This is a genomic window from Streptomyces sp. NPDC021115, from assembly GCF_044333065.1.
GTDB lineage: Bacteria > Actinomycetota > Actinomycetes > Streptomycetales > Streptomycetaceae > Streptomyces.
Genome location: NZ_JBIRQF010000009.1, coordinates 107376 through 133627, shown reverse-complemented (window position 1 = coordinate 133627; position 26252 = coordinate 107376). Strand labels below are relative to the sequence as shown.

The following is a 26252-nucleotide window of genomic DNA, read 5'->3' as shown; positions in this document are numbered from 1 at the left end:
CCCAGCGGGGTGCGCCGGGTGCGCCGCGGGTACCGTCGAGCGCGGGTTTCCTGACCGGTGCGCACCGCGCGGGCGCTGTGCGCGGCGGTACGGGCGTCCCGTACCGCCGCGCCGCCCCGGTCATCGCGTGGTGAAGGCTCCGCCGTTGACGTGGATGGCCTGCCCGGTGATGTGCCGGGCACCCGGGGAGGCGAGGAAGCCGACGGTCCGGGCGATGTCGTCGACCGTGCCGGGACGCTTGTTGTGGGTCTCCGCCACGAGCGCGTGGTAGCGGTCGTCGGTCATCTGGCCGCGGAGGAAGTTGGTGCCCTCGATGTATCCGGCGGAGATGACGTTGCAGGTGACGCCCTTGGGGGCGAGTTCGGCGGACAGTGTGGTGTTCCACGCGGCGAGCGCGGCCTTGGCCGCCCCGTACGAACCGCCTTTGCGCTCGGCGCCGATCGAGCCGATGCTGATGACGGAGCTGTCGCCGGAGAGCTTGTCCTGCACGGAGGCGGTGGTGAGCACCGCGGTGAGCAGGTTCTGCGTGAGGCTGGAGTGCCACTGGGCGCGCAGCTCTTCGAGGGGCGATCCCTCGCCGGACCCGGCGTCGGGCAGCCCGCCCACGGCGTTGACGAGGACGTCCATCGAGGTCGCCACGCCCATCTGGCAGCTGGCCAAGCTGTTCGCGGACGACCGCAACCGGGTGCTGCACGAGGCGGGCATCGACGCGGCCACCCTCGACCTGCTGTCCGTCATCCGCCGCGCCGGGCCGCCGTACAGGCTCAGCACCCGGGAGATCGCACGGCGGACCCTGGTCACCGCGGGGGCGATCTCCCAGCGCGTCGCCCGCGCCGAACGCGAAGGACTCGTCGAGCGGACCCCGGGCACCACCGGCCGCCGGACCGTCCTGGTGCACCTCACACCCGACGGCCACGCGCTCATCGAGCGCTCCGTCGACCAGGTCCTCGGCCAGGAGGCCCGGCTCGTCGAGGGCCTGTCCCCCGACGAACGCGCCACGCTCACCGCCCTGCTGAACAAGCTGATGGCCGACGTACGACGACGCACCGCCGCGGACAAGCCGGGCCACGCCGACTGACGTTGGACTTTCGGCAGTGTCCGGCAGGGGCTTGGGTTCCGTAGCGTCGGCGCGGTGAAGACGATTGCGCGGGTCGCGGGACAGGGCCGACTCCCAGCGGCGGGGGCGGCCGCGGGAGCCGGGTTGAGCGTGCTGAGCCTGTGGTGGGTGGTGCCGACCGCAGTGGCCGCGTTCCGGGTGGGGCGGGGGCGCGGGCGTACGGGGGCCGCGGTCGTGGTCTTCGCGGGGGTGGTCTCGGCGGGGGTCGTCGCGGCGGCGGTGGTGCCGTCCCTGCTCGGGCTGGGAAGCCGGTTCGTGGGGGTGGTGGTGTGCGCGGTGATGGTGCCGTGGTTCGCGGGACGTTTCCGGCGGCAGTACGAGGAGCTGGTACGGGCGGGCTGGGAGCGAGCCGAACAGGCGGAGCGCGAGCGGTGGTTGATCGCCGAACGGGCCAGGCTGCGGGAGCGGGCCCGGATCGCGCGGGACATGCACGACGCCCTGGGGCACGACCTCAGCCTGATCGCGCTGTCGGCGGGCGCGCTGAAGCTGGCGCCCGGTCTTGAGGAGCCTCATCGGCGGACCGCTCAGGACATCAGGGCGCGGGCGGCGGTCGCGGTGGACCGGCTCGGGGAAGCGATCGGGGTGCTGCGCGAGGAGGCGGAGGAGTCCGCCGCGGGCATCGCACGGCTGGTGGACGAGGCGTCCGCCGCCGGACTCGCCGTCGAACTCCGCGCCGAGGGGGCGGACACGGGGCTGCCGCCGCTGGTGGAGCGGGCCGCGTACCGCGTCGTCCAGGAGGCGCTGACCAACGCCGCCAGGCACGCGCCCGGTGCGGCGGTGACCGTACGGGTGGCGTACGGGGAGGAGGAGACGGCCGTCCGGGTGGAGAACGCGGCGGCCGGTGCGACGGAGGCGCGCACGCGGGGCGGAGGGCATGGGCTCGACGGACTCGCCGAGCGCGTCACGCTGGCCGGGGGCTCGTTCGCGTACGGCCCCCGGGACGGCGGCTTCGCCGTCGAGGCCCGGCTTCCGCATACGCCTCCGGAACAGACCACGGAATGCGCGCCCCAGGAACAGCGGCGGGCGCGGCACCGGGTGCGGCGGGTGGTGGTCGCGGCGGTCCTGGTGCCGCTGGTGAGCGGTGCGGCCCTGAGCGCCGCGCTGATGGGATGGGACCAGGTGACGGCGTCGCGCGCGGTACTGGACCCGGGTGACTTCGCCCGGCTGCGGGTGGGGCAGGATCGCTCGGAGGTGGAGCGGGTGCTGCCGGGCCGTCAGCTGGCGCATCACCCCTCGGCCGCGGAACCGGAGGGACGGGGCATCAGATGCGAGTACTACGCGATGACGGCGGATCGTTTCGACGACCGTTCTGGCGACGCGTACCGGCTGTGCTTCCGCGACGGCGTTCTGGTGGCGCGCGATGCCCTCACGCCATGAGCACGCTGGGCCGCCGATGATCCGGGTGCTGGTCGCCGACGACGAGGCGATGATCCGCGCGGGCGTACGCGCCGTACTGGCCACCGATCCGGCCATCGAGGTCGTGGCGGAGGCGGCCGACGGCCGGGACGCCGTGGAACTGGTGCGGCGGCACCGCCCGCAGGTGGCCGTGCTCGACATCCGCATGCCGGGGACCGGCGGCATCAAGGGCCGTGGAGAGGGCGGCGTCGAAGGCGGCATCGAGGCGGCGGAGGAGATCCGCAGGACGGTGCCGGAGACCGGCGTGATCATGCTGACGACGTTCGGGGAGGACGACTACATCCTGCGGGCGCTCGGCGGCGGCGCCGCCGGTTTCCTGATCAAGTCGGGTGAGCCCGAGGAACTGATCGCGGGAGTCCGCGCGGTGGCCGACGGTGCCGCCTATCTGTCACCGAAGGTCGCCGCCCGGGTGGTCGCGCACCTCGCGGCCGGTGGCGCCGGTGCCCTGGCCGGACGGCGCGGCGCGGCCCGGGAGCGGGTCGCGGCGCTCACCGCCCGGGAGCGGGAGGTGCTGGCCTTCCTCGGCGGCGGTCTGTCGAACGGGCAGATCGCGCGTCGGCTCCATGTGGTGGAGGGCACGGTCAAGGCGCACGTCAGCTCCATCCTGGCCCGGCTGGGCGTGGACAACCGGGCCGCGGCCGCCGTCGTGGCGCACGAGGCCGGTGTCGTACCGCCGCGATCGGCCGAGCGCTAGAGCCGTCATCCGTACGGCGAGCGGCTCCAGCGCGAGCAGCGCGGCCGCCACCGCGCATCCGCCCAGGATGGCCCCGGCGAGCACGTCGTGCGGATAGTGCACCCCGACCAGGACGCGCAGCAGCGCCGCCGCCGCGGCCGTCGGGAGGGTCAGGGCGGCCCAGCGCGGCCGCAGGAGGGCCGTCCCGATGGCGAGGGCGACGGCCAGGGTGGCGTGGTTGCTGGGGAACGACCAGTCCCCCGCCGGAGGGCAATGGGCGATCGCCGCGGCTCCGCGCACCGCACGGCAGGGCCGCTCCTCGTCCACCACCAGCTTCAGGGCCTCGCTGAGCGCGTACGCGGCCGCGGTGGCGAGGCCGACGACGGCGGTTCCGGCGATGCCGCGCGCGTCCTTGCGGCGCAGCGCCGTCCAGCCCAGTAAAGCCAGCAGCAGCCCGAGGACGGCCACGGTGCCCTCGCTCGCCGCTTCCAGCAGCGCGGGCGGGGCGTCGGCCGCCGCTGCGGTGAGCGTGCGGTACGCGGATACGGAGGCTCCGCGTCTGGCCTCTACGGGGCCGGGGTCGCCAAGCCCGCCCGGGGCGAGCCGGACGACCGCCCCGGCGCCCGCGGCGAGCAGCGCCGCGGACCGCAGGAGCCGGGAGGTGTGGTGAGAGTGCGTTGGCATGGCCCCGAACGTAGGGGCGGCGCACGCCGGTGACCCGGGCCGAACGGCAAGGCGGGGACTGGACGTTCGTCAGGGGCGGGCGAAGGGGCCGCGCTCAGGCCAGGCGGGCGCGGGAGGCGGCTATCTCGGCGTATGCCTGGTCGCGGCCCTCCCAGTGGGAGCCTTCGACGGACTTGCCGGGTTCGAGGTCCTTGTAGACGTCGAAGAAGTGGGTGATCTCCATGCGGTCGAACTCGGGGACGTCGTCGATGTCCTGGACGTCCACGTAGCGCGGATCGTGGGCGGGGACGCACAGGATCTTCTCGTCGGGCCCCTTCTCGTCGCGCATGCAGTACATGCCGATCGCCCGGCAGAGGATGACGCAGCCGGGGAAGGTGGGCTCGCCGACCGTGACCAGGGCGTCGAGCGGGTCGCCGTCGCGGCCGAGGGTGTGGTCGATGTAGCCGTAGTCGGCCGGGTACTTGGTGGCGGTGAACAGCATCCGGTCCAGGCGGATGCGCCCGGCCTCGTGGTCCATCTCGTACTTGTTGCGGGACCCCTCGGGGATCTCCACGACGACGTCGAATACGGCGGCGGACTCCATCGCGACCTCCGGTCACCGGTGGGCGTGCTTCCAGTGTGCGCCGCGTGCGCGGCCCACGCACCGCGCCTTCCCGTCTCGTACGGAGGGAAAAGCGGGGCTTGACACGGCGAGGGGATGAGACCATTGTCTTCGTTAGAGACTCTCACAGTTGAGAGAATACTTCACGAGAAATGGACTCCGACCATGTCGCTCACCGAAGTCGTCCTGCCCGGTCCGGTGGAGCCGGAGGGGCTTCAGCTCCGCACCGGCCCGGTGCCCGCGCCCGGGGCCGGGCAGGTGCTGGTGGCCGTCGAGGCGTCCGGGGTGTCGTTCGCCGAGCAGCAGATGCGCCGCGGGAAGTACTACGACCAGCCGCCGTTCCCCTTCGTGCCGGGGTACGACCTGGTGGGCACGGTCGCCGAGACGGGGGCGGGGGTGGATCCGGGGCTGCGCGGGCGGCGGTTCGCGGTGCTGACCAAGGTCGGCGGCTGGGCCAGCCATGCGCTGGCCGACGCGGGCGACCTGGTCGCCGTGCCGGAGGGGGTGGGCGCGGCCGAGGCCGAGACGGTGGTGGTCAACGGGATCACGGCCTGGCAGATGCTGTACGGGGTGGCCGGGGCCCGCGCCGGGACGACCGTGCTGGTCCACGGGGCCAACGGCGGGGTGGGCTCCACCCTGGTCCAGCTCGCCCGCCGCGCCGGTATCACCGTCATCGGCACCGCGTCGCCCCGCCACCACGACGCGGTACGGGCGCTGGGCGCCACCCCCGTCGACTACCGCGACCCGGAGCTGGCCGCGCGGGTGCGCGAGCTGGCGCCCGGCGGGGTGGACGCGGTGTTCGACCACGTCGGCGGCGAGGGGATCGTGGACTCGTTCCGGCTGCTGGCCCGCGGCGGCACGCTCGTCTCGTACGGCACGGCCGCCACCCGGGACGTGCCCGGCTCGTCCCGGGCGCCGGTGCTCAAGCTGTTCGCGCGGCTCGCGCTGTGGAACCTGCTGCCCAACGGCCGGAAGGCGCACTTCTACAACCTGTGGGCCGGACGCAGGCGGCGCGCCGCCTACCAGGCGCGGCTGCGTGAGGACCTGGGCCAGGTGTTCGCGCTGCTGGCGAGCGGTGAGTTCACCGCGCAGGTGGCCGCGCGGATCCCGCTCACCGAGGCCGCGCGGGCGATGCGGCTGGCGGAGTCCGGCACGGTCACCGGCAAGGTCGTCCTCGTCAACGGCTCGTGAACGACGGGCCCGGGCCCTCCGTGCCGTGATAATTTTCGTATACGAGTGGTATGCGAGGAGGCATGGGCCCAGTGCAGTCCGGACGAGAAAAGGCGTACGCGTTCCTCAAGGAGACCGTGCTGACCGATCCCGACATGCAGGGCCGGTTCCTCACCGAGCAGGAGATCGCCGACCGGATCGGCATCTCCCGGACCCCCATCCGCGAGGCGCTGCTGCTGCTCGCGGCCGAGGATCTGGTCCAGTTGGTGCCCAAGCGGGGCGCGCACATCGCGCCGCTGTCCGGCCGGGAGATCACCGAGCTGATGGAGCTGCGCGGGATCGTGGAGCGCCATGCCGCGGAGCAGGCCATCGAGCAACACAAGGTTCCCGTCGAGAAGTTGACGGAGCTGCTGGAGCGGCAGCGCGGGCTCAGCGGGCCCGAGCACGCCAAGGAGTTCATCGCCGTGGACCATCTGTTCCACGCGACCATGGTCGCCGCGGTCGGCAACGAACTCCTCAACCGGCACTACGAGGGGCTGCGCAGCCGCCAGATCCGGGCCGGGGTGGTGGCGCTGTACAACCGGACCGGACGCCAGGAGGCGGTGCTCGCCGAGCACCGGGCCATCCTGGACGCGGTGGCCGCCGGGGACACCGAGGCGGCCCGCGCGGCGATCAGCTCCCATCTGGAGTCGACGCTGAAGGTGCTGCTCGCCGGGTGAGCCGCCCCGCCGGGTGCGTTACGGCCCGGCCGCCGTGTCGGGGTAGGTGATCACCAGCATGGTGACGCCCTCCTCCGAGACCCAGGGCCCATGGGGCATCCCCGGTGGCCGACAGGCGTAGAAGCCGCGCGAGAACGTCTCCCCGAGCGTCAGGTCGCGCATGCTGCCCTCCAGGAGATAGACCTCCTCCCAGCCGTCGTGGCGGGCGACCCCGGACGCGGAGGTGTCCGTCCCCGGTTCCCACCGGACGAGCGCCGTGCGGTGCGCACCGCTCCCGTCCGCGGCGAGGGTCTGCTCCCGGACACCCGGGGCCGCCCCCTCGGGCGCCTGCCAGGCGCCCGAGGGACGGTGGAATTCGAGTTCGGGCTTGGCCGACCCGCTCATGACCGCACGCCCAGCTTGCGGTTGGCCAGGACGGAGACGGTGCGGCGCACCGCGGCGACCTCCTCGGTGACGACGTCCGCCACCAGCAGCCCCGGCGCCGCGTCCAGCCGCTCCCGTACGGTGCCGTCGGGGCCGACCAGGGCGCTGTGGCCGATACCGGTGGGGGCGGAACCGGTGGTGGACAGACCGGACGCCGCCGGGTCGGCCTGGCCCACGGCGGCCAGCCACACGGTGGCGTCCAGCGCCCGCGCCCGGGTCAGCAGCTCCCACTGCTCGCGCTTGCCGGGGCCCGCGCCCCAGGAGGCCGGAAGCAGCGACAGCACGGCGCCCTCGTCTGCGTGCGCCCGGAACAGCTCGGGGAACCGTACGTCGTAGCAGGTGGCGAGGCCGATCCGGACGTCGTCCAGCTCGAAGGTGACCACCTGGGAGCCGGGAGCCACGGTCTTGGACTCGGCGAAGCCGAACGCGTCGTACAGATGGATCTTGTCGTAGGCGGCCTCGACACCCTGGCCCGTGGCGAGCAGCGTGTTGGTGACCCGCCCGTCGGGGGCCGGGGTGAACATGCCCGCCACGACCACCAGCCCGGCGTCCCGCGCGATCCGCCGGACCTCGGTGGCCCAGGGGCCGTCCAGCGGTTCGGCGAGCGGTCCCAGCTTGGTGCCGAAGCAGGCCATGGCGGCCTCCGGGAAGACGACGATCCGGGCGCCGTCCGCCGCCGCGCGCAGGGCCTGCTCGCGCAGGGTGACGAGGTTCGCCTTCGGGTCCGGGCCGCTGGTGATCTGGCTCAGTGCGATGCGCATGGGGTGTGCTGCCTTCCCTGGTCGGCGCAGTGGGTGACGGTGTGACGGTGGTGATGATGCCCCGAACGGGGCGTCGCCGCCCGTTCCGGGGGTGGGTCAGCCGGTCGCGGCGGACGGGTGGTGCTGCACGGCCACGGCCTCCGGCTCCTCGTCCTCGGCGGGCGCCGCGTCCCGGCCGAGCCACAGCCCGGCGACGGTGGCCACCGCCGTGACCGCGATGTAGAGCGCGAGCGGCAGCCAGGCGCGGTACGTACCCAGCAGCGTCGTGAACAGCAGCGGCGCGACCGCCCCGCCGACGACCCCGGCCAGGGTGTACGCGAGGGAGGAGCCCGTGTAGCGCAGCCGCGGCGAGAACTGCTCGGCGATGAAGGCCGCCTGCGGCCCGTACATCAGCGAGTGGATCACCAGCGCGACGATCACACCGAGCGTGAGCAGCGCCCAGCTCCCGCCCGCGACCATCGGGAAGAAGACGAACGGCCAGACGCCCGCGGCGACCGCGGAGACGCCGTACAGCCACCGCCGGTTGACGCGGTCGGAGAGCGCCCCGGCCAGCGGGATCAGGAAGATCTGAAGCGAGGAGCCGATGAGGACGGCGGTCAGCGCGGAGCCGCGCGACATGCCCAGTTCCCCGGTGGCGTAGGTGAGCACGAAGACGGTGAACATCGCGTACAGCACATCGGGGGCGATCCGGCAGAGGATCGCCGCGGTCAGCGCGCGGGGCTGGGAGCTGAACACCTCGCGCACCGGAGCCTCGGGGCGGTCCTGCGCGGCCTCCATCGCCTTGAAGACCGGGGTCTCCTCCAGCTTGGCCCGGATCCACAGCCCGAAGACCACCAGAAGGCCGGAGAGCAGGAACGCCACTCGCCAGCCCCAGGACAGGAACTGGTCCTCCGTCAGCGCGGCGCCGAGACCCGCGAGCACACCGTTGGCGAGCAGATTGCCCGCGGGCGGCCCGACCTGGGCGGCCGAGGCGTAGAAGCCGCGCCGCCGCGGATCGCCGTACTCGCTGGACAGCAGCACCGCGCCGCCCCACTCGCCGCCCACGCCGACGCCCTGGGCGAAGCGCAGCAGCACCAGGGCGGCGGGGGCGGCGACGCCGACGGTGGCGTAGGTGGGCAGCAGCCCGATCAGCAGGGTCGCGGCGCCGATGAGCACCAGGGTCGCGATGAGCACCTTCTTGCGGCCGATGACGTCGCCGAGCCGTCCGAAGACGAAGCCGCCCAGCGGGCGGGAGACATAGCCGACGGCGTAGGTGGAGAACGCCAGGAGGGTGCCGGTGAAGGGGTCCTTGGAGGGGAAGAAGAGATCGCCGAAGACCAGCGCCGCTGCGGCGGAGTAGACGGCGAAGTCGTACCACTCCAGGGCGGTTCCGGTGAGACTGGCGACGAAGGCGCGGCGGACCGCGGGTCCGTCGGCCCGGGGTGCTGGTGCGGCCGTGGAGGTGCGCTGCATGGTCCGTCCTCGGGGTGGTGCGGGGTCGAGTGGGTCGGAAGGGTTGCGTGCCGTGGGGCTTCCGGCATACTTGTTGTATACCGAGCGTATGCGCAACCCCCTTGAGGGAAGTTCCTCGCGATTCTGGAGTGCACGCCCCATGACGACGCAGCCCCCGCAGTCCCCCCGCCCCGCCCTGACCTTCGAACTCCCCGACGGCTCCACCCGGCATGTGGAGGTCGTCCAGGTGCTCAACGCGGGCTACGCCGGGCGCAGCCAGGAGGACGTGGCCGCCCACGTCGCCGAGCTGGCCGAACTGGGCGTCCCGGCCCCGAGCGTGACGCCCGCCCTCTACCCCGTCGCCCCCTATCTCGCCCAGCAGACCGGCCGGGTCAGCGTCCAGCACGGCCGCACCTCGGGCGAGGCGGAATGGGCGCTGATCGTGGCCGACGACGGGGAGCTGCTGCTCAGCGCCGCCTGCGACCACACCGACCGGGAGCTGGAGGTGCACGGCGTGGCGTGGAGCAAGAACGCGGGCCCGGATGTGCTCGGCGCCCGCGCCTGGCGCCTCGCGGACGTGGAGGAGCGGCTGGACGGGCTGACCCTGCGGGCCTGGGTCACCCACGGCGGCGAGGAGACGGAGGTGCAGAGCGGCACCCTGGCCGAGCTGCTGACGCCCGCGTACTGGGTCGAGGTGCTGCGCGAGCGCGGCGACCTGGTGCCGGGCACGGTGCTGATCTCCGGGACGATCCCGATGACGGAGGGTGTCGACCAGTTCGCCGACCGCTGGCGGGTGGAGCTGGGCGATCCGGCCACCGGGGACACCATCGAGTGCGCCTACGAGGTGGTCCCGATGCCGGAGCCGATCGGCTGACGCGCACCGCACACAACGCGCACCACGCACCACACACAAGCAAGTCGGCCGCACACCCACGCGGGGCGTGCGGCCGACGGCCTGAATCGTGGTGCGTGATTCCGTGCGTGTCGTTCAGGTCTCGGTCAGGTCTCCCGTCCCTTCCGCATCACCATGCCCGCGGCGATCAGGCCGAACAGGCAGGTGAGGGCGCCGACGAGAATGTTGTTCCAGATCATTCCGGCATCCGGCCCCCGGGCGACGACCCAGGGAGAAATGATCATCCATACACCGATCGCGGACATGGCCCAGCACAGGCTGTACATCCTCCTCGGCGCCGACGTGAGACCGATGCCCAGCAGGGCGATGGCCACGCCGAGGATGAGGTTGTTGACCATGAGGTCGGGGCTGGTGCTCGAAAAGTGCACCACCCAGGGGGAGATGGCGAAGTACAGACCGGCGAGCAGCACCGGTCCGTCGAGGAAGACAACATCCCGCGCGTCCATCATGCGAGCGAAGCGCTCACGCATCTCGGACACGTCGGGGTGGCCCTTGAGATCACCTCGGGTACGTGAGACGTCGGCCATACGACTCGCCTCCTTCGTTCATGCAAGTCTGACCGCGCAGTGGGTAATACCGCCGCACCACTATTGTGCGCCTCACCTTGCTTTATAGGTAGATGTCGGTTTTGGCGTACCAGGCGCGGTCCAGGTCGGTGATGTTCACGGTGGCCTGCACGGTCAGGTCCGGCACCGGCGTCACATGGCCGCGCAGCACGTCCAGCACGGCGCGGGACAGCTCCGCCTTGGTCTCGGCGTCCCGCCCCGACAGGATCGCCACCTCGATGTGGATCATGGCGATGGCGGACGCACCGTCGGCGAGAACCGCCTCCTCGACCCGGCGGAACCGGGTCTTGCACCCGGCCACCGCGGTGTCGATGGTCTTGGCGACGACCGGGTGCAGGGCGGTGCCGAAGCCCTGGCGGTCGAAGGCGTCGGTCAGGGTGTCGGAGTATTCGACGACGATGTGCGGCATGGGCGGGGCTCCTCATCTGATCCGCGAGGTGGAGTGGGCATCGTCGCACCCTGCCCGGGGGCCGAGCGCTCCGGGCCGTTCTTCTGCTTCAATAGGGGCATGGTCAGCCTCATCAACGCCGCGACGGGTCGTCTCGACCTCGAGCCGTTCTGGCCGTCCCGGCAGGCGCACCACTACGACCGCGAGTGTTGCCGCGCATCCGTAGCGCGGGCCCGCTCGCTCGGCTGCTGACGCCGCCCCACCAGGCCGCTCGGCATTCCGCCCGGTTCCGGGGGCATCGTCTCTCCCCGGTCCGAACGCTCAGGCCCAGCCCGCGCGCACGACGTCCACCCGACGCCCCTCAGCGCGAAAGAGCCGATTCCCATGACGAACGTCCGTAGCCTGTCCGCTTCCCCCTCCACCACCCCCGCGGCCACCGCCAGCGCCACCGCCCCGGCGGCCACCGTGCCCGGGCGGAACGCGCTTGCCGGCCGCCAGCGGCTACGAGCCGTCGCCCGGGACGAGGTGCCCCCGGTCGACGAATTGCTGCACCCCCGCGCCACCTGGCTGCCCGCTCCCCCGCACACCGTCCCCGCCCTCCCCGGGCAGCCTCCGATGATCGGCTACCTGGTGCTCGTCCCGGCCGACCAGCAGGAGCCCGCGAAGACGACACCGGCCGTGCCGCTCACCACGAACGACGGCCCGGTGTGGATCGACCCGGAACAGCGGGCCGTGCGGGTCGGCGGGCGTCCGCTGGACCTCACCTATCTGGAGTTCGAGCTGCTGGCCCATCTCGTCGCCCATCCGCACCGGGTGCACACCCGCGATCAGCTGGTGACCACGGTGTGGGGCTACGGACACGTCGGCGACGGCCGGACCGTGGACGTCCATGTGGCCCGGCTGCGCCGCAAGTTGGGCGCGGAGCACCGGGGCTCGATCGTCACGGTGCGGCGCGTGGGCTACAAGTACGTGCCGAGCGCGTAGCAGCACGGCAAGGAGCGCCGTACGGACCGCGACTCGGCCCGTACGGCGCTCCCCTGTGGGTGCCGCCCTCAGCGATCGGCGCCCACCAGCGGGCGGGACTCCGCGGGGGTCGGAGCCTCGCCATGGCTGACGTTCGGCAGCCACCGCAGCGCCCGCGGCAGGTACCAGGTGCGCTCGCCGAGCAGCGCCATCGCCGAGGGCAGCAGCAGCATCCGTACGAGGGTGGCGTCCACCAGCACCGCGACCGCGAGCCCGACGCCCATCTGCTGCATGTCCTGCATCCGCAGCAGCGCCAGGACCGCGAACACCGCGACCATGATGGTGGCCGCCCCGGTGACGGAGCCAGCGGTGGTGCGGATGCCCTCGCGGATCGCCTCGCGGGTCGTCAGGCCCCGCTCGTGCGCCTCACGGATCCGCGACACCACGAAGACGTGGTAGTCCATCGACAGTCCGAAGAGGATGACGAGGACGAACAGCGGCATCCACGACTCGATCGCGCCGGCCGGTTCCATGCCCAGCAGCTCCGCGCCCCAGCCGTGCTGGAAGACGGCGGTCATGGTGCCGTAAGCGGCGCCCACCGACAGCAGGTTGAGCAGGATCGAGACGATCGCGATCGGCAGCGACCGGAAGCACACCAGCATGAGCAGGAAGGTCACGGCCGCGATGAAGAGGAAGACCGGCGCGAGGTCCGTCTTCAGCTGGTCGGTGAAGTCGCGGCTCTCGGCGAGTTCACCGCCCACGTACGCCTTGTCGGAGACCGGGCCGAGGACGTCCGGCACCAGGTCGTCGCGCAGGGTGTCCAGCGCCCGCCGCGACTCCGCGTTCTCGCCGTTCCCCGCGAGCGGCACCTCGATGCGGGCCACCCCCTGCTTCGGGTGCAGCTCGACCTCGACGGCCTTGCCGAACCGGCCGGACTCGGCCAGCTGCTTCTTGAAGTCCGTGACGGCCGCGCCGAAGCGGGGCGAGGAGATGTCGTCGCCGCGCACCACGACCTCGGCCGGGGCCGGGCCGCCCGGGAACGCCCCGGTGATCTCCTTGTACGCCACCGTCAGCGGGGCGTCCGAGCCGAACTGCTGCTCCATGCCGAGGTTTTCGGTCTTCATCCCGAGCGCGGGGGCGGCGAGCACCAGCAGCAGGGTGCCGGAGATGGCCGCGAACAGCTTCGGCCTGGCCAGGACGGGCCGCATGAGCTTGCCGGAGATCCCGCCGCTCGCCTGGTGGACGCCCTTCTGCCGACGGCGGTTCAGCAGCGGCACCCGGCCCGCGTCGATCCGGTCGCCGAGCCAGGACATCATGGCGGGCAGGACCGTCACCGACCCCAGCATGGCCATCAGGACGACCAGCAGGGTGGCGACCGCGAAGCCCTGGAAGAGCATCAGCCCGGACAGGAACATGCCCGACATCGCCAGCATGACCGTGATCCCCGAGACCAGCACCGCCCGGCCGCTGGTCTCCGCCGCGATGCGCAGCGCGGTCTCCGCGTCCCGGCCCGCGGCCCGCTCGTCCCGCTCGCGCCGCAGGTAGAACAGGCAGTAGTCGACACCGACGGCCAGCCCGACCAGGAACATCACCGAGTTGGTGGAGTCGTACAGCGGCAGCTGGTGGCTGACCAGAGCCAGCAGCCCGAAGGTGCCGATGCAGGCGGTCACCCCGAGCAGCACCGGCAGCAGGGCCGCGACCAGCGCCCCGAAGACCACCAGCAGGATGCCCAGCGCCAGGGGGACGGCCGTGAACTCGGCCTTCTTGAAGTCGTTCTTCAGCATGCCGTCGAGTTCGTGCTGCGCGGTGGCGTCGCCGAACTCATGGACGGTGATCCCGCTGTGCGCGGACTTCGTCGCCGCAACCGCGTCCAGGACGGGCTTCACCCGGTCCCCCGCGGTGTCCGGATCGCCCTTCATCTGGAAGGTGACCAGCCCCTCCCGGCCACTGGCCGAGCGCACCGGCGGCTGGATGCGCGCGGTCTCACCGGTCTTCTCAAGACGGGTGGAGAGGTCGCCCGCCGCGGCCTTCCAGCCGTCCGGGTCCGCGCTGCGCAGCATCACCATCTCGCCGGCCGGTGTGCTGAGCCCCGCGTCCTCCAGGATCTTCTGGGCACGTGCGGAGTCGCCCGCGCCGTTCTCGGAATTCGTCATCTGCCGGGATCCGGACATGCCGCCGACGACGGCGACGACCACCACGAACAGCAGCCATCCGATGATCGCGGACTTGCGGTGGCGGGTGCTCCACCCGCCGAGCCGCACTGCCAGGCCTCGCCTCGTTGTGCTCATGGCGTCTCTCCCACTGGGGATGTGTACGGGATACGGACCGGATCGGTCATGTCCTAGACGCTAGAAAACGGGGCCTTCCCGACCCAGCCGGGCAGCACCCGAATCCCCGAGGCGTAGGGCGAGGCAGGGGGGTGGTGCCAGGTGTACCCCCGGCTGGGGCGCGGCCCCCGTGACCGATCTTGCGGCGTCCAGCAGACTGAGACATCTGAAGAAGCGGAAAGCCGCACAGCACACGAACCGTGGAGGGCGTCGGATGACGGTCCGCAGCAGACTGTTGGCCTGTGTACGGGGCTTAGCCCTGATGTTCATCACGCTCGCGGGGTCGATCCCGCTGTTCGTGCTGACGGTGCTGTCCCTCGCGTTCATGGCGCTGGGCCTGGGTGTCCTCACCACCCCGGCGATGATCGGCGCGGTGCGCTGGCACGCCAACCGGCGACGGCTGCTGGCGGCCGAGTGGTCCGGAGTCCAGATCCGGATGCCGTACCGGCCGCTGCCCGACGATCTGCGCACGGGGCTCACCGGGCAGGTGGAGCGGTGCAGCCATCTGCTGAAGGACCCGGCGACCTGGCGGGACCTGCTGTGGCTGCTTCCGGACATGACGGCGGGCTGCGTCATCGCGGCGCTGGCGTTCGTCTTCCCGCCGTACGGCCTCGAGGGCTCCGTCCTGGCCGCCGGGGTGTGGGAGCCGATCGTCGAGGCGGGCGGCACCTACTGGTACGCGTTCGTCCCCGTGACCTCGCAGACGACCGCCAACCTCGCCGCCCTCACCGGTGTGGGCCTGATCGCCCTCGGCCTGTTCGCCGCGCCCGCGCTGCTGCGCGTGCACTTCCTGCTGGCCCGCGCCTTCCTCGCCCCCACCCCGCAGATGGCCCTCGCCGCGCGCGTCGACCGGCTCACCGAGACCCGGCACGACGCCGTGGACACATCGGCCGCCGAGCTGCGCCGCATCGAGCGCGATCTGCACGACGGCGCACAGGCCCGGCTCGTCGCCATGGGCATGAGCCTGGGCACGATCGAGGCGCTGATCGAGAAGGACCCGGCGAAGGCCAAGGAACTCCTCGCCGCGGCCCGCACCAACTCCGCCGAGGCCCTGGCCGAGCTGCGCGACCTGGTCCGCGGCATCCATCCGCCGGTCCTGGCCGAGCGCGGGCTGGGCGACGCGGTGCGCGCCCTCGCGCTGCGGATGTCCCTCCCGGTGGAGACGGAGGTGGATCTTCCGGGCCGGTTCGCTGAGCCGGTCGAGGCGGCCGCGTACTTCGCCGTCAGCGAGGTGCTGACCAACGCGGCCAAGCACTCCGGCGCCGCGCGCATGTGGCTGGACCTGCACCACGAGGGCGGGATGCTGCGCATCTCGGTCACCGACAACGGCAGCGGCGGCGCCCGCGTCGCGCCGGGCGGCGGCCTGTCCGGCATCGAACGGCGGCTGGGCACCTTCGACGGCGTCCTCGCCGTCAGCAGCCCGCCCGGCGGCCCCACCATGGTGACGATGGAGATCCCCTGCGTCCCGACCGCCCCACGACCGGCGGTCTGACCCCCGGCGGGGACCGTACGACGGTACATTCGACGCGTTCGGCCCGGTGGTCCGTTCCGGGCCCGATGACGTCATGGAGCCCGCCGTGCGCGTAGTCGTTGCCGAGGATCTGTTCCTGCTCAGGGACGGACTGGTGCGGATGCTGGAAGCCTACGATTTCGAGATCGCGGCCGCCGTCGAGAGCGGTCCCGAACTGACGCGGGCACTGGCCGAGCTGAAGCCGGACGTGGCCGTGGTGGACGTGCGGCTGCCCCCGTCGTTCACCGACGAGGGGCTCCAGTGCGCGCTGGCGGCGCGGCGGGACCGCCCGGGGCTGCCGGTGCTGGTGCTGTCGCAGCACGTGGAGCAGTTGTACGCGCGGGAGTTGCTGGCCGACGGCAGCGGCGGCATCGGCTATCTGCTCAAGGACCGGGTCTTCGACGCCGACCAGTTCATCGACGCGGTGCGCCGGGTCTCCGAGGGCGGTACGGCGATGGACCCGCAGGTGATCTCGCAGCTGCTGTCCCGGCGTTCGCAGGACCGGCCGATGGGGCATCTGACGCCTCGGGAGCGGGAGGTGATGGAGCTGATGGCGCAAGGCAGGTCGAACACGGCGATCGCGGCGCAGCTGGTGGTGACCGAGCGGGCCGTCGCCAAGCACACCTCCAACATCTTCGGGAAGCTCGGCCTGCCGCAGTCCGACGACGACAACCGCCGGGTGCTGGCCGTGCTGGCGTACCTGGACCGGGGGCGGACGGGCAGCGAGGCGCGCTGACCCCCGCTTCCTCCGGTACGCCGCGTGCCCCATTGCTCCCGCCCCGCATCGCTGGTTTAGTGCCCTGCGCACCACAACCGTTGGCCGTTGTCCGTTGGGGGGCGCATGAGCGACCTGAGCAGACGCACGCTGATCGGAACCGCCGGAGCACTTGGGGCCGGGGCCGCGTTAGGGGCTCACTCCCCCGCGCTGGCCGACACGCCGCGGCCCCCACACGACATTGCACAGGACACCGCCGTGACCGCATTCTCCACCGCCCCCGCACGTGCCGCGCTGCGGCGGCTGCTGCCGGAACACGCCGAGCAGTTCCGGCTGGTGGCACTCCCCCGGGGCACCAAGGAGCGGTTCGAGGTCACGGGGTCGACGGGGCGGATCACCGTGGCCGGGACCAGCCCCGCGGTGCTGCTCACCGGCGTCCACTGGTACCTCAAGTACACCTGCCACGCCCAGATCACCTGGGCGGGCGATCAGCTGGAGCTGCCGAAGGCGCTGCCCGCGCCGCACGGCACCGTCACGCGGTCGACCGCGCTGCCGCACCGGTTCGCGTTCAACGACACCCACGACGGCTACACCGCACCGTTCGCCGACTGGGACCGCTGGGAACACCTGATTGACGTCGCGGCCCTGCACGGCTGCAACGAACTGCTGGTCACCGCGGGCCAGGAGGCCGTCTACCACCGGCTGCTCCAGGACTTCGGCTACACCGACGCGCAGCTGCGCGCCTGGCTGCCCACCCCGGCCCACCAGCCGTGGTTCCTGATGCAGAACATGAGCGAGTACGGCGGCCCGGTATCCCCGGAGCTACTGGAGAAGCGGACCGCGCTGGGGCGGCGCATCGCCGACCGGCTGCGGGAGCTGGGCATGCGGCCGGTCTTCCCCGGCTACTTCGGCACCGTCCCCGACGGCTTCGCCGACCGCAACCCGGGCGCGGACACCGTGCCGCAGGGCGACTGGAACGGGCTCCGGCGGCCCGACTGGCTCGATCCGCGCACCGACGCGTTCCACGAGGTGGCCGCGGCCTTCTACCGCTACCAGCGCGAACTGTTCGGCGAGTGCGACCTGTTCAAGATGGACCTGCTTCATGAAGGCGGCAATGCCGGTGACGTTCCGGTGCCGGACGCCGCGCGCGCCGTCGAGAAGGCGCTCCAGACCGCCCGCCCCGGCGCCATCTGGGTGATCCTGGGCTGGCAGGCCAACCCCCGGCGCGATCTGCTGGACGCGGTGGACCATGACCACATGCTGGTCGTGGACGGTCTGTCGGACCTGGACACGATCACCGACCGGGAGAAGGACTGGGGTGCGGTGCCGTACGCGTTCGGCACCATCCCCAACTTCGGTGGCCGCACGACGGTCGGCGCCAAGACCCATATGTGGGCCGAGCGGTTCACCGTCTGGCGGGACAAGCCGGGCAGCAAGCTGGTCGGCACGGCGTACATGCCGGAGGCGGTCGAACGCGATCCGGCGGCGTTCGAGCTGTTCAGCGAGCTGGCCTGGCGGGATGCGGCGGTGGACCGGGACGAGTGGTTCCGCGGCTACGCCGACGTCCGCTACGGCGCGAAGGACGGCAAGGCACGGGAGGCGTTCGCGGCGCTGCGCGACACCGCGTACCAGATCAGCAGCAAGGACGGCCGCCCGCACGACTCCGTCTTCGCCGCCCGGCCCTCCCTCACCGCCCGCTCCGGCACCAACTACGCCACCCACACCCCCGCCTTCGACCCGGCCCGCTTCGACGCCGCCCTGGCGGCACTGCTGGGAGTGCGGGCCGGGCTGCGCGACAGCGACGCATACCGCTACGACCTCGCCGACACCGCGCGGCAGGCGCTCGCCAACCGCTCCTGGCAGCTGATCCCGCAGCTGGCGGACGCGTACGCCCGCAAGGACCTGGACACCTTCCGGGCGCTGTCCCAGCTGTGGCTGAAGCTGATGCGGCTGAGCGACGACATCACCGGCACCCACCGGCTCCTGCTCCTCGGCCCCTGGCTGGAGGACGCCAAGCGGATGGCCTCGGGCGAGAAGGAGTCCGCGCAGCTGGAGTACGCGGCGCGCGCCCTCATCACCACCTGGGCGGACCGGGGCGCCGCCGACCCCGGCAAGCTCGCCAACTACGCCAACCGCGACTGGCACGGCCTCATCGGCGACTTCCACCTGCCCCAGTGGCAGACCTATCTGGACGAGCTGGAGGACGCGCTCGCCGAAGGCCGCGCGCCGCGCACCTTCGACTGGTACGCGGTCGAGGAGCCGTGGACGCGGGAGCGGAAGAGCTATCCGGTACGGCCGGTGGCGGACACCTGGCGCACCGCGAGCCGGGTGCACGACGCGCTGGCCAAGGCCCCGTACCAGGGGACGCTGGCCGTCGGCACCGAGCCGGGCACCCTGCCGCCGGGCGGCGCCGGGGTCATCACCGCGGCGCTGCGCAACGTCAACGGGCTGCGGGCCACAGGCCGCGTCGACTTCGACCTGACCGTGACCGGCCTCGATCCCGCGCCGCAGGGCCCCACCTCGCTGCCGTCGGTGCCCGCGGCGGGCACGGGCGAGGTCCGCTGGCGGGCCACCGCGCCCGACGGGCCGCTGGACGATCCGCTGAAGGCGTACCCGTACGAACTGGCCGTACGGTACGGGCCGCGCGGCGAGGACCGGGTGCGGGCGGTGGGCACCGGCACCCTGTGGGTGGCGGGTCCGCTGGCCGACGGCTGGAAGACGGTCACCACCAACGGCGCCGCGTTCGGGCAGCTGGGCGAGCGGTTCGCGATCGACGGGGCGGGCCAGGACCTGTGGAAGGCCACCGCGGAGTTCGGCGCCGCGTACCGGCCGGGCGCGTTGAAGACCGATACGTCGGTGACGGTGAAGGTGGCCGCGCAGGCCGTCACCGGGCCCTGGGCCCGCGCCGGGATCGTCGTCCGCAACGCGCTGGCCACGGCGGGCTCGCCGGGGTTCCTGAACCTGTCGGTCACGCCCGCCAACGGTGTCGTCCTGTCGTACGACTCCAATGGCGACGGCACGCTCGACACCTATCAGCGGATCACCGGCGTGAAGGCGCCGGTGCTGCTGCGGCTGACGCGCGCCTCCGCCACCTCGTACACCGGTGAGCTGTCCACCGACGACGGCGCGAACTGGCGCAAGGTGGCCACGGTGACCGTGCCGGGCGCGGCGGCCGCGCAGGACGCCGGGCTGTTCATGAGCGCGGCGAACGGCGGCAGCGGGGCGCGCGGCACGGTCGAGTTCAGCGGCTGGCGCGTGAGCTGACGCCACACTTCCGGGTGAGGCTCCGCCGCCGCTTCCGGTGGCGGAGCCGTCCGCTTTGTGACCTCCGCCCGCTGCCGCTCGTTTACGCCACGTGGAGCAGCAGCAGGCGACAGCCATCCCCCTCGACGACACTGACGACACCGACGACTTTGCCGACACCGCGGGCCCGATCGATGTCGAGCAGGCCGAGGCCGCCATCGTCGAGCACTATCCGCGGCTGGTGCGGCTCGCGTATCTCATCCTGCCGCCCGGCATGGGCCGCACCCGGCGCGTGCTGGCCGCGCACGCGCTGGCGCAGCGGGCCCTGCCGCGCAACCAGGGCAGGCCCGAAACCCAGGAGGTCGAGCTGCCGTGGCAGCGCGGCACCAAGGGGACGGCGGGCGACGCGGGGTACGCCTACGTGCGGCTGCGCGTGCTGCGCTCCGCGCTGCGGGCGGGCCGGCCGCGGCGCCCCTGGGCGCTGTCCGCGCCGCTGCCGCTGGTGTGGGGGCTGCGGCTGTTCCCCCGGTCCGGCGGGGCCGATGAACTCGCCCTGGACAAGGCGCTGTCCGAGCTGTCAGGGCCAGGGCGGGCCGCGTACGTACTGCGCGAGCTGGAGCGTCTGGACGACCGCGAGGTGCGGGCGCTGCTCCACGCCGCGGGCGTCGAGGACGCGCGGGACGCGCTCGACGAGGCGGACGAGGTGCCCGAGCCCGCGGGCAGCCGGGACGACGGTTCGCTGCTGGAGTCGGCCGAGTTCGACCCGTGTTCGCTCCAGGCGCGGCCCACCGATCTGATGCGCCGCCGCCAGCATCTGCGGGCGCTGCTGGTGACCCTGGTGGCGCTGGTGGTGTGCGGATCGCTGCTGGGGATGCCGGGCGACGGCTGGGGGCAGAGCGGCGCGGCGGCGCCGAGTTACGCCCGTAACCCGTCCTCCGAACGGGCCCTGGACCCGGACCGGTTGACGCGCGCCGAACCCTTCGCGTGGCGCACCGCGACCCGCGCGGACTTCTCGTCCTGGCCCGCCCGCGGCGACCGGCTCGGCGACACCGCGCTGCTGCGCCGCGCGCTGGCGGTGTGGGCGCGGCCGGGGCGTTCGGTGCGGGTGTCGGCGACGGCGGGCACCCAGTCGGGGCCGCCGTCCGGGCCGCCGCAGCTGCTCTACGCGGGCGTGGTGGACCAGGCGGCCGTGGTGTTGCTGTACGACGGGCTGCGGGTCGCCCGGTACGCGGAGGGGGCGGAGGACAGCGGCGGCGGGGACGGCACGGTGGCCCTCGACCTCGCCCGCCTCGACGCGGCGGACGCCGCGGCGTCGACCGCGCTCGTCCTGGGCCGCACGGACGGCAACGTCCGCTATCTGACCGCCCCCTGGGTGCGCCACACCTCCGTACGCGACCTGCTGCGCCCCGCCGAGCGGCCGCGCCCGGTGCGCATGACCACCGACGGGGTGACCGACCCGGTGCGCACCGTGCCCCGGCTGCGCCCGTGCCGGGGCTGGCCCGCGGTGCGGTTCGGCTCGCACCTGGTGGCCGACCTCGGCGAACTGGCCCCGGCCCGGCTGACGTACGGCGCCCCCGGGTCCGCCGCCCGCGGCGGGCCGCGCGATGTGGCGGGCCGGGACGCCCTGCTGAGCTGGGAGCGGACTGCGTGCCGGCTGCCGCTGATGACGGGGCGCGGGGTGCGGTCGGTGAACATCTGGCGGTTCGGGACCCAGCGGCTGCCCGAGGCGGGCGGCCGGGCGGCCTGGCTGTGCACCCGGGCCGAGACCTGGCGGGGCGCGGGCAGCCGGGTGCTGGCCCAGTTCCAGCCGTGGACCACCCGGCGCGGCGCGGCGGGCGCGGTCGCCGCCACGGCGGACGGCTCCGCGGCCTGCGGGCCGCGCGCCCCGCGGGTGCTGGCGGGCGTACTGTGGAAGGCCCGCTCCGGCCACTGGTTCCTGCTGGCCGCGGGCAGCCGCCAGGTCACCGCGATCACGGCGACCGGCGGCGTCAGGGCCCGCTCCGGCCACCGGGCCCTGACCGCCCCCGCCAAGCCCGGCGCCCACGCCACCCTCAAGGCCAGGATGGCCGACGGCACCCGGCTGGGCGCCCTGCGCTAGCACCCGGCGGTGTGCTCGACCGTCAGGGGACCTCGGCCGATCCGCAGTCGCGCGCGCCCACGTGCAGCGCCACCGCCGTGTCGGCGCCCAGGGTGGCGGTGAACCGGCCCGAGGAGTCGACCGTGACGGTCCTGCCGCTCTGCACGTCGCAGTAGCCGCCCGGCGGCAGCGAGGTCTGGAAGGTCCGGGTGAGGGAGCCGCTTTCGTGGTTGATGGCCACGTACGCCTTGTCGCCGCGTCCGAAGGCGATGGCATCGTTGCCGTTGTCCCACCAGTCGGTCACCGGCGTGCCCCGGGCGGTGTTGCGGAGGGCGACCATGCTGATGATCTCGGGCCACTTGTGCTGGCACTTCCAGCCGTCCCGGTAGCAGGCGCCCACCGTGCCCCCGCCCGGCGGACCGGCGTCGTTGTCGCTGAACTCGTAGCCGGAGTGGACGTCCGGGGAACCATAGGGCCAGGCCAGCATGAAGACGTTGGCCAGGGTGTAGTCGGCGTCGTCCTTGTAGCTGAGGGTGGAGCCGTTGCGTTCGGTGTCCCAGTTGTCGACGAAGACACCGGCCTGGCCGCTCGCCAGGTAGCCCCAGCCCTCGCCGAAGTTCTTCAGGTACGCCAGCTTCTCGTCCCGGAACACCCGCTTGAGGTCACGGCCGTAGCGGAACTCCTGGACGTCGCCGTTGCCCAGGTACTCCGCCGGGGAGACGGCCTCGCCCTCGCCGTGGATGACCTCCTGTTTCCAGTAGACGCCGGGGTCGCTCAACTGACTCTTGATGGCGGCCAGGTCCTCGGCCGGTATGTGCTTGGCGGCATCGACGCGGAAGCCGTCCACGCCGAGCGAGAGCAGGTCGTCGAGGTACTGCGCGAGCCGGGTACGGACGTACGGCTCACCGGTGTCCAGGTCCGCGAGGCCCACCAGCTCGCAGTGCTGCACGTTCCAGCGGTCCTGGTAGTCGCTGATCTGCGCAATGCAGTCGTCCATGTCCTGGGGCTGGTAGATCCCGGAGTAGGTGTACTTGGTGTACGAGGAGCCGCCGGTGCCGGTGCCGCTTCCGGCGGACATGTGGTTGATGACGGCGTCGGCGACGACCTTGACGCCCGCGGCGTGACAGGTGTCGATCATGTTCTTGAAGGCGGTGCGGTCGCCGAGCCGCCCGGCGATCTTGTAGCTGACGGGCTGGTAGGACGTCCACCACTGGCCACCCTGGATGTGCTCGGTGGCCGGGGACACCTCGACAAGGCCGTATCCGGCGGGGCCCAGGGTGCTGGTGCACTCCTTGGCGACGGAGGCGTAACTCCACTCGAAGAGTTCGGCGGTGACGTCCTTGGTACCGGGCGGTGCCGCCTGGGCGGTCTGTGGGGGTACGGCGACGAGCGCCGCCGCGCCCGCCGCGAGGGCGAGCGCGGTGGCGAGGGGGGTGCGGCTGCTGGCCATCGTTCCTCCGTGGGGGAGTCCCGTCATGACTTGGTCGCTCCGGCCGTGAGCCCCGCCACCAGATGGCGCTGCACCCAGGCGAACACCAGCGCCGCCGGGACGGCGATCATGACGGCCGCGGCGGTCATGGCGCCCCAGTCGGAGGTGTACTGGTTGACGAACGTCTGAAGGCCCGCGGCGAGGGTCAGGTTCTCCTCGCCCGTCATGAAGGCGGAGGCGTAGGCGACTTCGGCCCATGCGGTGATGAAGGTGTAGAAGGCGGTGACCGCGATGCCCGGCTTGGCGAGCGGGACGACCAGCCGCCAGAAGGCACCGAAGGGGTTCAGCCCGTCGACCCGCCCCGACTCGTCGATCTCGGCCGGGATGGTGTCGAAGTAGCCCTTCATCATCCAGGCGCAGAACGGCACGGCCACCGTCAGATAGGTGACGATGAGCGAGATGGGCTGGTTGAGCCAGCCGAGCGTCGACATGATCGTGTAGAGCGGCACGATGAGGATGGCCACCGGGAACATCTGGGTGATCAGCAGCAGCCACATCAGCGGCCGCATCCCGGGGAAGCGGAAGCGGCTGACGGCGTAGCCGGTGGTGGCCGCGATGAACACTCCCAGCACGGTCGTGCAGCCGACGACCAGAGCTGAGTTCCCGAACCAGGTCAGGAACTCCGTATCGCCCAGCACATGGGTGTAGTTCCGCAGCGTGGGGTCCTTGAGCACGGCGGTGCTGAACGCCTCGCCCCGGGGTTTGAACGAGGTCGCCAGCAGCCACAGCGGTGGGAAGACCGCGACGGCCGAGGCGAGGACCAGGGTCGTGTGCAGCCCGATCGAGGCGAGCGGGCCGCGTCGCCGGTCGCGCATGGCGATCACACCTCTCCCTGCTTGCGGAGCGCGCGGCGGTAGACCACCGCGAAGAGCATGAGGATGAGCAGGATGAGGACGCCCCACGCGGAGGCGCCCGCGTAGTCGCGCGGGCTGTTGACGAAGGAGATCCGGTACGCGTACGTCACCAGGATCTCCGTGGTGTCGCCGGGCCCGCCCCGGGTGAGCAGGTAGATCACCGGGAACATGTTGAAGGTCCAGATGGTGGAGAGCAGGACCACGGTGGCGGAGACCGGCCGCAGCCCGGGCAGGGTGATGTGGCGGAACCGCTGCCAGGGGTTCGCGCCGTCCATCTCGGCGGCCTCGTACCGCTCGCCGGGGATGGACTGGAGCCCGCCGAGCAGGGCGACCAGCATGAACGGCACCCCGATCCAGACGTTGACGGCGATCACCGAGACCTTGGCCAGGGTGGGGTCGTTCAGCCAGGGCACGGCGTCGATGCCGCCGCCGTCGAGGAGCTTGTTGAGGATGCCGTTCCGCTCGTTGTAGAGCAGCCGCCAGGCGAAGACGGAGACGAAGGCGGGCACCGCCCAGGGCAGGATCAGCAGCGAGCGGTAGACGGCGCGCCCGGCGAACCGGCGGTTCAGCAGCACGGCGAGGCCGAGGCCGAGGCAGAACGTGACGGTGACGCAGGAGACGGTCCAGGTCACCGTCCACAGCAGCCGGTCAAGGAAGACCTGGTCGGTGAGGACCGCGGTGAGGTTGTCGAGGCCGGTGAAGCGGTAGGTGGCGGGGATGTGGTTGATCCCGATGGTGCGCTCGACATTGGCCTCGTTGGCGTCGGTCAGCGCCAGATAGACCCCGCGGCCCAGTGGATAGCCGATGATCAGGCCGAGGACGATCACGACGGGCGCGACCATGGCCCAGGCGTACCAGTGGCGGGCCAGCGCGGTGCGGATGCGGCCGGTGTCGGCGGTCATCGTCACCGGCCCTACTTCCAATCGCCCTTGAGGAGCTTGCGGTACGCGTCCCCGACCGCCGTCGCGGCCTCCTTCGGCGGCGTCCTGCCCGCGAGCACGTTCGGCAACTGGACCAGGATCGCCTGGAAGAGGCTGTTGCCCTCGGGGATCCACGGGCGCTCGACGGCCTTGTCGACGGCGGCCTTGAAGAACTTCACGTTCGGGTTGGCCGCGACCGTCTTGTTCCGGTAGACGGAAGTGCGGGTGGGCAGCAGGCTCAGCTTCTCGGTGGTCTTCGCCTGCACCTCGGCCGAGCTCATGTACTGGGCGAAGGTGTACGAGGCGTCGAGGTTCTCGGAGCCCGCGTAGACGGTGAGGTTGTGGCCGCCCTGCGGGGCGCCCTGGCCGCCGCTGCCCGCCGGGACGGGGACCACGCCGAGGTTGGACGGGTCCTTGAACGCCTTGCCCGCCAGGGTGTCCTCGATCGCCCAGGGCCCGTTGAGGGTCATCGCCACGTCGCCGTTCTTGATGGCGTGCTGCATGGTGTCCCAGCCGTCGGTGGCGTCGGTCTCGGCCGCGCCGGAGGCGACCAGGTCGCGGGCGGCGGCGAACGCCTTGACGCCGGGCGCGTCGTCGACGGTGATCTTCTTCGCTCCGGTGTCGAGCAGATCACCGCCCTCGCCGTAGAGGAACGGCAGATACCAGTAGGCGTCGTCGCCGCGCAGATAGAGCCCGGTCTTCCCGGTCTTCTGCTTGATCTTCTCCGCGGCGGCCTTCAGCCCGGTCCAGCTGGTGGGCGGCTCCACCCCGGCCTCCTTGAGCATCTTCTTGTTGTAGAAGAGGCCGAGGGTGTCGATGACCTGGGGTACGCCGTAGGTCGCGCCCTTGAACTTCGTCCCGGCGGCCGCCTTGGGCAGATAGTCGGACTGGTCGGCGAGGGCCGGGGTGCCGTCCAGCTTGGCGAGATAGCCGATGTTGGCCAGGTCCTGGGTCCAGGCCACCTCGGCGCGCAGCACGTCGGGCGCGCCGGAGCCGCCGGAGCCTGCGGCGTTCTTGAACTTGGCCAGCGCCTCGCCGAACGGGACGTTGACGTAGTTCACCTTCACGTCCGGGTACTTCTTCTGAAAGCCGAGGGCGAGCTGCTTGTACGTGCCCTTCTCGGCCTCGTTCGAGGTGTCCCAGTAGGTCACGGTGCCGGAGATCTTGCCGTCGGCACCCTTCCCGCCGCCGTCGCCGTCACCGCCGCACGCGGTCGCCGTGAGCGCGATGGCCGCTACGAGCGCGGTGGCCGCCATGCCATGTCGCATCCGAACCCCTCCCAAACCGACCGG

23 protein-coding genes and 1 pseudogene are annotated in these 26252 nt (G+C 72.3%); 11 read left to right on the top strand and 13 right to left on the bottom strand.

The window, feature by feature from the left end:
- Positions 1-120 precede the first annotated feature (120 nt).
- Positions 121-627, bottom strand: coding sequence for an SDR family NAD(P)-dependent oxidoreductase (locus tag ACH4TL_RS26565; protein WP_398320336.1), 507 nt, complete (start codon positions 625-627; stop codon positions 121-123).
- Between ACH4TL_RS26565 and ACH4TL_RS26560 the strand changes: the two genes are divergently transcribed.
- From ACH4TL_RS26560 to ACH4TL_RS26550, 3 genes are read left to right on the top strand one after another with little or no spacing between them, the layout of a single operon-like run.
- Entirely contained in the window at positions 611-1078 is a 468-nt protein-coding gene (locus ACH4TL_RS26560) for a MarR family winged helix-turn-helix transcriptional regulator (protein ID WP_398320339.1), read from the top strand. The two genes, ACH4TL_RS26565 and ACH4TL_RS26560, sit on opposite strands and share 17 nt — an antisense overlap.
- A gap of 54 nt (positions 1079-1132) precedes the next feature.
- Positions 1133-2494: a sensor histidine kinase gene (locus ACH4TL_RS26555; protein WP_398320342.1), complete on the top strand. Its 1362-nt coding sequence runs from the start codon at positions 1133-1135 to the stop codon at positions 2492-2494.
- Positions 2495-2510: 16 nt separating this feature from the next.
- A complete protein-coding gene (locus tag ACH4TL_RS26550) occupies positions 2511-3227 on the top strand; it encodes a response regulator (protein WP_398320684.1) in 717 nt (238 codons plus the stop codon).
- A 45-nt stretch (positions 3228-3272) separates the two neighbouring features.
- Here the strand turns inward: ACH4TL_RS26550 and ACH4TL_RS26545 are convergent.
- Both ACH4TL_RS26545 and ACH4TL_RS26540 read right to left on the bottom strand, forming a co-directional pair.
- Positions 3273-3890, bottom strand: a pseudogene (locus ACH4TL_RS26545) (phosphatase PAP2 family protein); the annotation flags it as partial.
- Between the two features lie 94 nt (positions 3891-3984).
- Positions 3985-4473 (bottom strand): inorganic diphosphatase, encoded by a 489-nt coding sequence (locus ACH4TL_RS26540; RefSeq protein WP_398320345.1) that lies wholly within the window; start codon positions 4471-4473, stop codon positions 3985-3987.
- Positions 4474-4656: 183 nt separating this feature from the next.
- Here ACH4TL_RS26540 and ACH4TL_RS26535 point away from each other — a divergent pair, with 183 nt between their 5' ends.
- Positions 4657-5682, top strand: a complete 1026-nt coding sequence (locus ACH4TL_RS26535) for a medium chain dehydrogenase/reductase family protein (protein ID WP_398320348.1) — start codon at positions 4657-4659, stop codon at positions 5680-5682.
- A 71-nt stretch (positions 5683-5753) separates the two neighbouring features.
- A complete protein-coding gene (locus tag ACH4TL_RS26530; RefSeq protein ID WP_398320687.1) occupies positions 5754-6380 on the top strand; it encodes a GntR family transcriptional regulator in 627 nt (208 codons plus the stop codon).
- Between the two features lie 18 nt (positions 6381-6398).
- Here ACH4TL_RS26530 and ACH4TL_RS26525 read toward each other — a convergent pair whose 3' ends face one another.
- The 3 genes from ACH4TL_RS26525 to ACH4TL_RS26515 form a co-directional block, all read right to left on the bottom strand.
- Complete coding sequence (locus tag ACH4TL_RS26525) at positions 6399-6764, bottom strand: cupin domain-containing protein (protein WP_398320351.1); 366 nt, start codon at positions 6762-6764, stop codon at positions 6399-6401.
- Positions 6761-7564: a carbon-nitrogen hydrolase family protein gene (locus ACH4TL_RS26520; protein ID WP_398320355.1), complete on the bottom strand. Its 804-nt coding sequence runs from the start codon at positions 7562-7564 to the stop codon at positions 6761-6763. Before ACH4TL_RS26520 ends, ACH4TL_RS26525 begins: the two co-directional genes overlap by 4 nt.
- 96 nt (positions 7565-7660) lie before the next feature.
- On the bottom strand, positions 7661-9016 hold the full coding sequence (locus ACH4TL_RS26515; RefSeq protein WP_398320358.1) for an MFS transporter: 1356 nt from the start codon (positions 9014-9016) through the stop codon (positions 7661-7663).
- A gap of 139 nt (positions 9017-9155) precedes the next feature.
- Here ACH4TL_RS26515 and ACH4TL_RS26510 point away from each other — a divergent pair, with 139 nt between their 5' ends.
- Positions 9156-9869 carry a DUF2848 domain-containing protein gene (locus ACH4TL_RS26510; protein WP_398320361.1) on the top strand — a complete coding sequence of 238 codons (714 nt, stop codon included), beginning with the start codon at positions 9156-9158 and terminating at the stop codon, positions 9867-9869.
- Between the two features lie 125 nt (positions 9870-9994).
- Here ACH4TL_RS26510 and ACH4TL_RS26505 read toward each other — a convergent pair whose 3' ends face one another.
- On the bottom strand, positions 9995-10435 hold the full coding sequence (locus ACH4TL_RS26505; RefSeq protein WP_398320364.1) for an SPW repeat protein: 441 nt from the start codon (positions 10433-10435) through the stop codon (positions 9995-9997).
- An 82-nt stretch (positions 10436-10517) separates the two neighbouring features.
- Entirely contained in the window at positions 10518-10883 is a 366-nt protein-coding gene (locus tag ACH4TL_RS26500; RefSeq protein WP_398320367.1) for a 5-carboxymethyl-2-hydroxymuconate Delta-isomerase, read from the bottom strand.
- A 363-nt stretch (positions 10884-11246) separates the two neighbouring features.
- Between ACH4TL_RS26500 and ACH4TL_RS26495 the strand changes: the two genes are divergently transcribed.
- The gene (locus ACH4TL_RS26495) at positions 11247-11846 is read left to right on the top strand and encodes a winged helix-turn-helix domain-containing protein (protein WP_398320370.1); all 600 of its coding nucleotides are present in this window, start codon (positions 11247-11249) and stop codon (positions 11844-11846) included.
- Positions 11847-11914: 68 nt separating this feature from the next.
- Here ACH4TL_RS26495 and ACH4TL_RS26490 read toward each other — a convergent pair whose 3' ends face one another.
- The gene (locus tag ACH4TL_RS26490) at positions 11915-14113 is read right to left on the bottom strand and encodes an MMPL family transporter (RefSeq protein WP_398320373.1); all 2199 of its coding nucleotides are present in this window, start codon (positions 14111-14113) and stop codon (positions 11915-11917) included.
- 253 nt (positions 14114-14366) lie between these two features.
- On the opposite strand from ACH4TL_RS26490, the gene ACH4TL_RS26485 reads away from it, so the two are divergent.
- The 4 genes from ACH4TL_RS26485 to ACH4TL_RS26470 all read left to right on the top strand — a co-directional run bounded on the left by ACH4TL_RS26485 (position 14367) and on the right by ACH4TL_RS26470 (position 21718).
- On the top strand, positions 14367-15644 hold the full coding sequence (locus ACH4TL_RS26485; RefSeq protein ID WP_398320376.1) for a sensor histidine kinase: 1278 nt from the start codon (positions 14367-14369) through the stop codon (positions 15642-15644).
- Between the two features lie 85 nt (positions 15645-15729).
- On the top strand, positions 15730-16398 hold the full coding sequence (locus tag ACH4TL_RS26480; RefSeq protein WP_398320379.1) for a LuxR C-terminal-related transcriptional regulator: 669 nt from the start codon (positions 15730-15732) through the stop codon (positions 16396-16398).
- A gap of 105 nt (positions 16399-16503) precedes the next feature.
- On the top strand, positions 16504-19641 hold the full coding sequence (locus ACH4TL_RS26475) for an alpha-N-acetylglucosaminidase (RefSeq protein ID WP_398320382.1): 3138 nt from the start codon (positions 16504-16506) through the stop codon (positions 19639-19641).
- A gap of 91 nt (positions 19642-19732) precedes the next feature.
- A complete protein-coding gene (locus tag ACH4TL_RS26470) occupies positions 19733-21718 on the top strand; it encodes a hypothetical protein (protein WP_398320385.1) in 1986 nt (661 codons plus the stop codon).
- Positions 21719-21740: 22 nt separating this feature from the next.
- On the opposite strand, the gene ACH4TL_RS26465 is transcribed toward ACH4TL_RS26470, so the two are convergent.
- The 4 genes from ACH4TL_RS26465 to ACH4TL_RS26450 are packed head-to-tail and all read right to left on the bottom strand — an operon-like array spanning position 21741 to position 26228.
- A complete protein-coding gene (locus ACH4TL_RS26465) occupies positions 21741-23147 on the bottom strand; it encodes an alpha-amylase family protein (protein WP_398320388.1) in 1407 nt (468 codons plus the stop codon).
- Between the two features lie 23 nt (positions 23148-23170).
- On the bottom strand, positions 23171-24001 hold the full coding sequence (locus tag ACH4TL_RS26460; protein WP_398320391.1) for a sugar ABC transporter permease: 831 nt from the start codon (positions 23999-24001) through the stop codon (positions 23171-23173).
- A 5-nt stretch (positions 24002-24006) separates the two neighbouring features.
- The gene (locus tag ACH4TL_RS26455) at positions 24007-24942 is read right to left on the bottom strand and encodes a carbohydrate ABC transporter permease (protein WP_398320394.1); all 936 of its coding nucleotides are present in this window, start codon (positions 24940-24942) and stop codon (positions 24007-24009) included.
- 11 nt (positions 24943-24953) lie between these two features.
- Positions 24954-26228 (bottom strand): extracellular solute-binding protein, encoded by a 1275-nt coding sequence (locus ACH4TL_RS26450; protein WP_398320397.1) that lies wholly within the window; start codon positions 26226-26228, stop codon positions 24954-24956.
- Positions 26229-26252 lie beyond the last annotated feature (24 nt).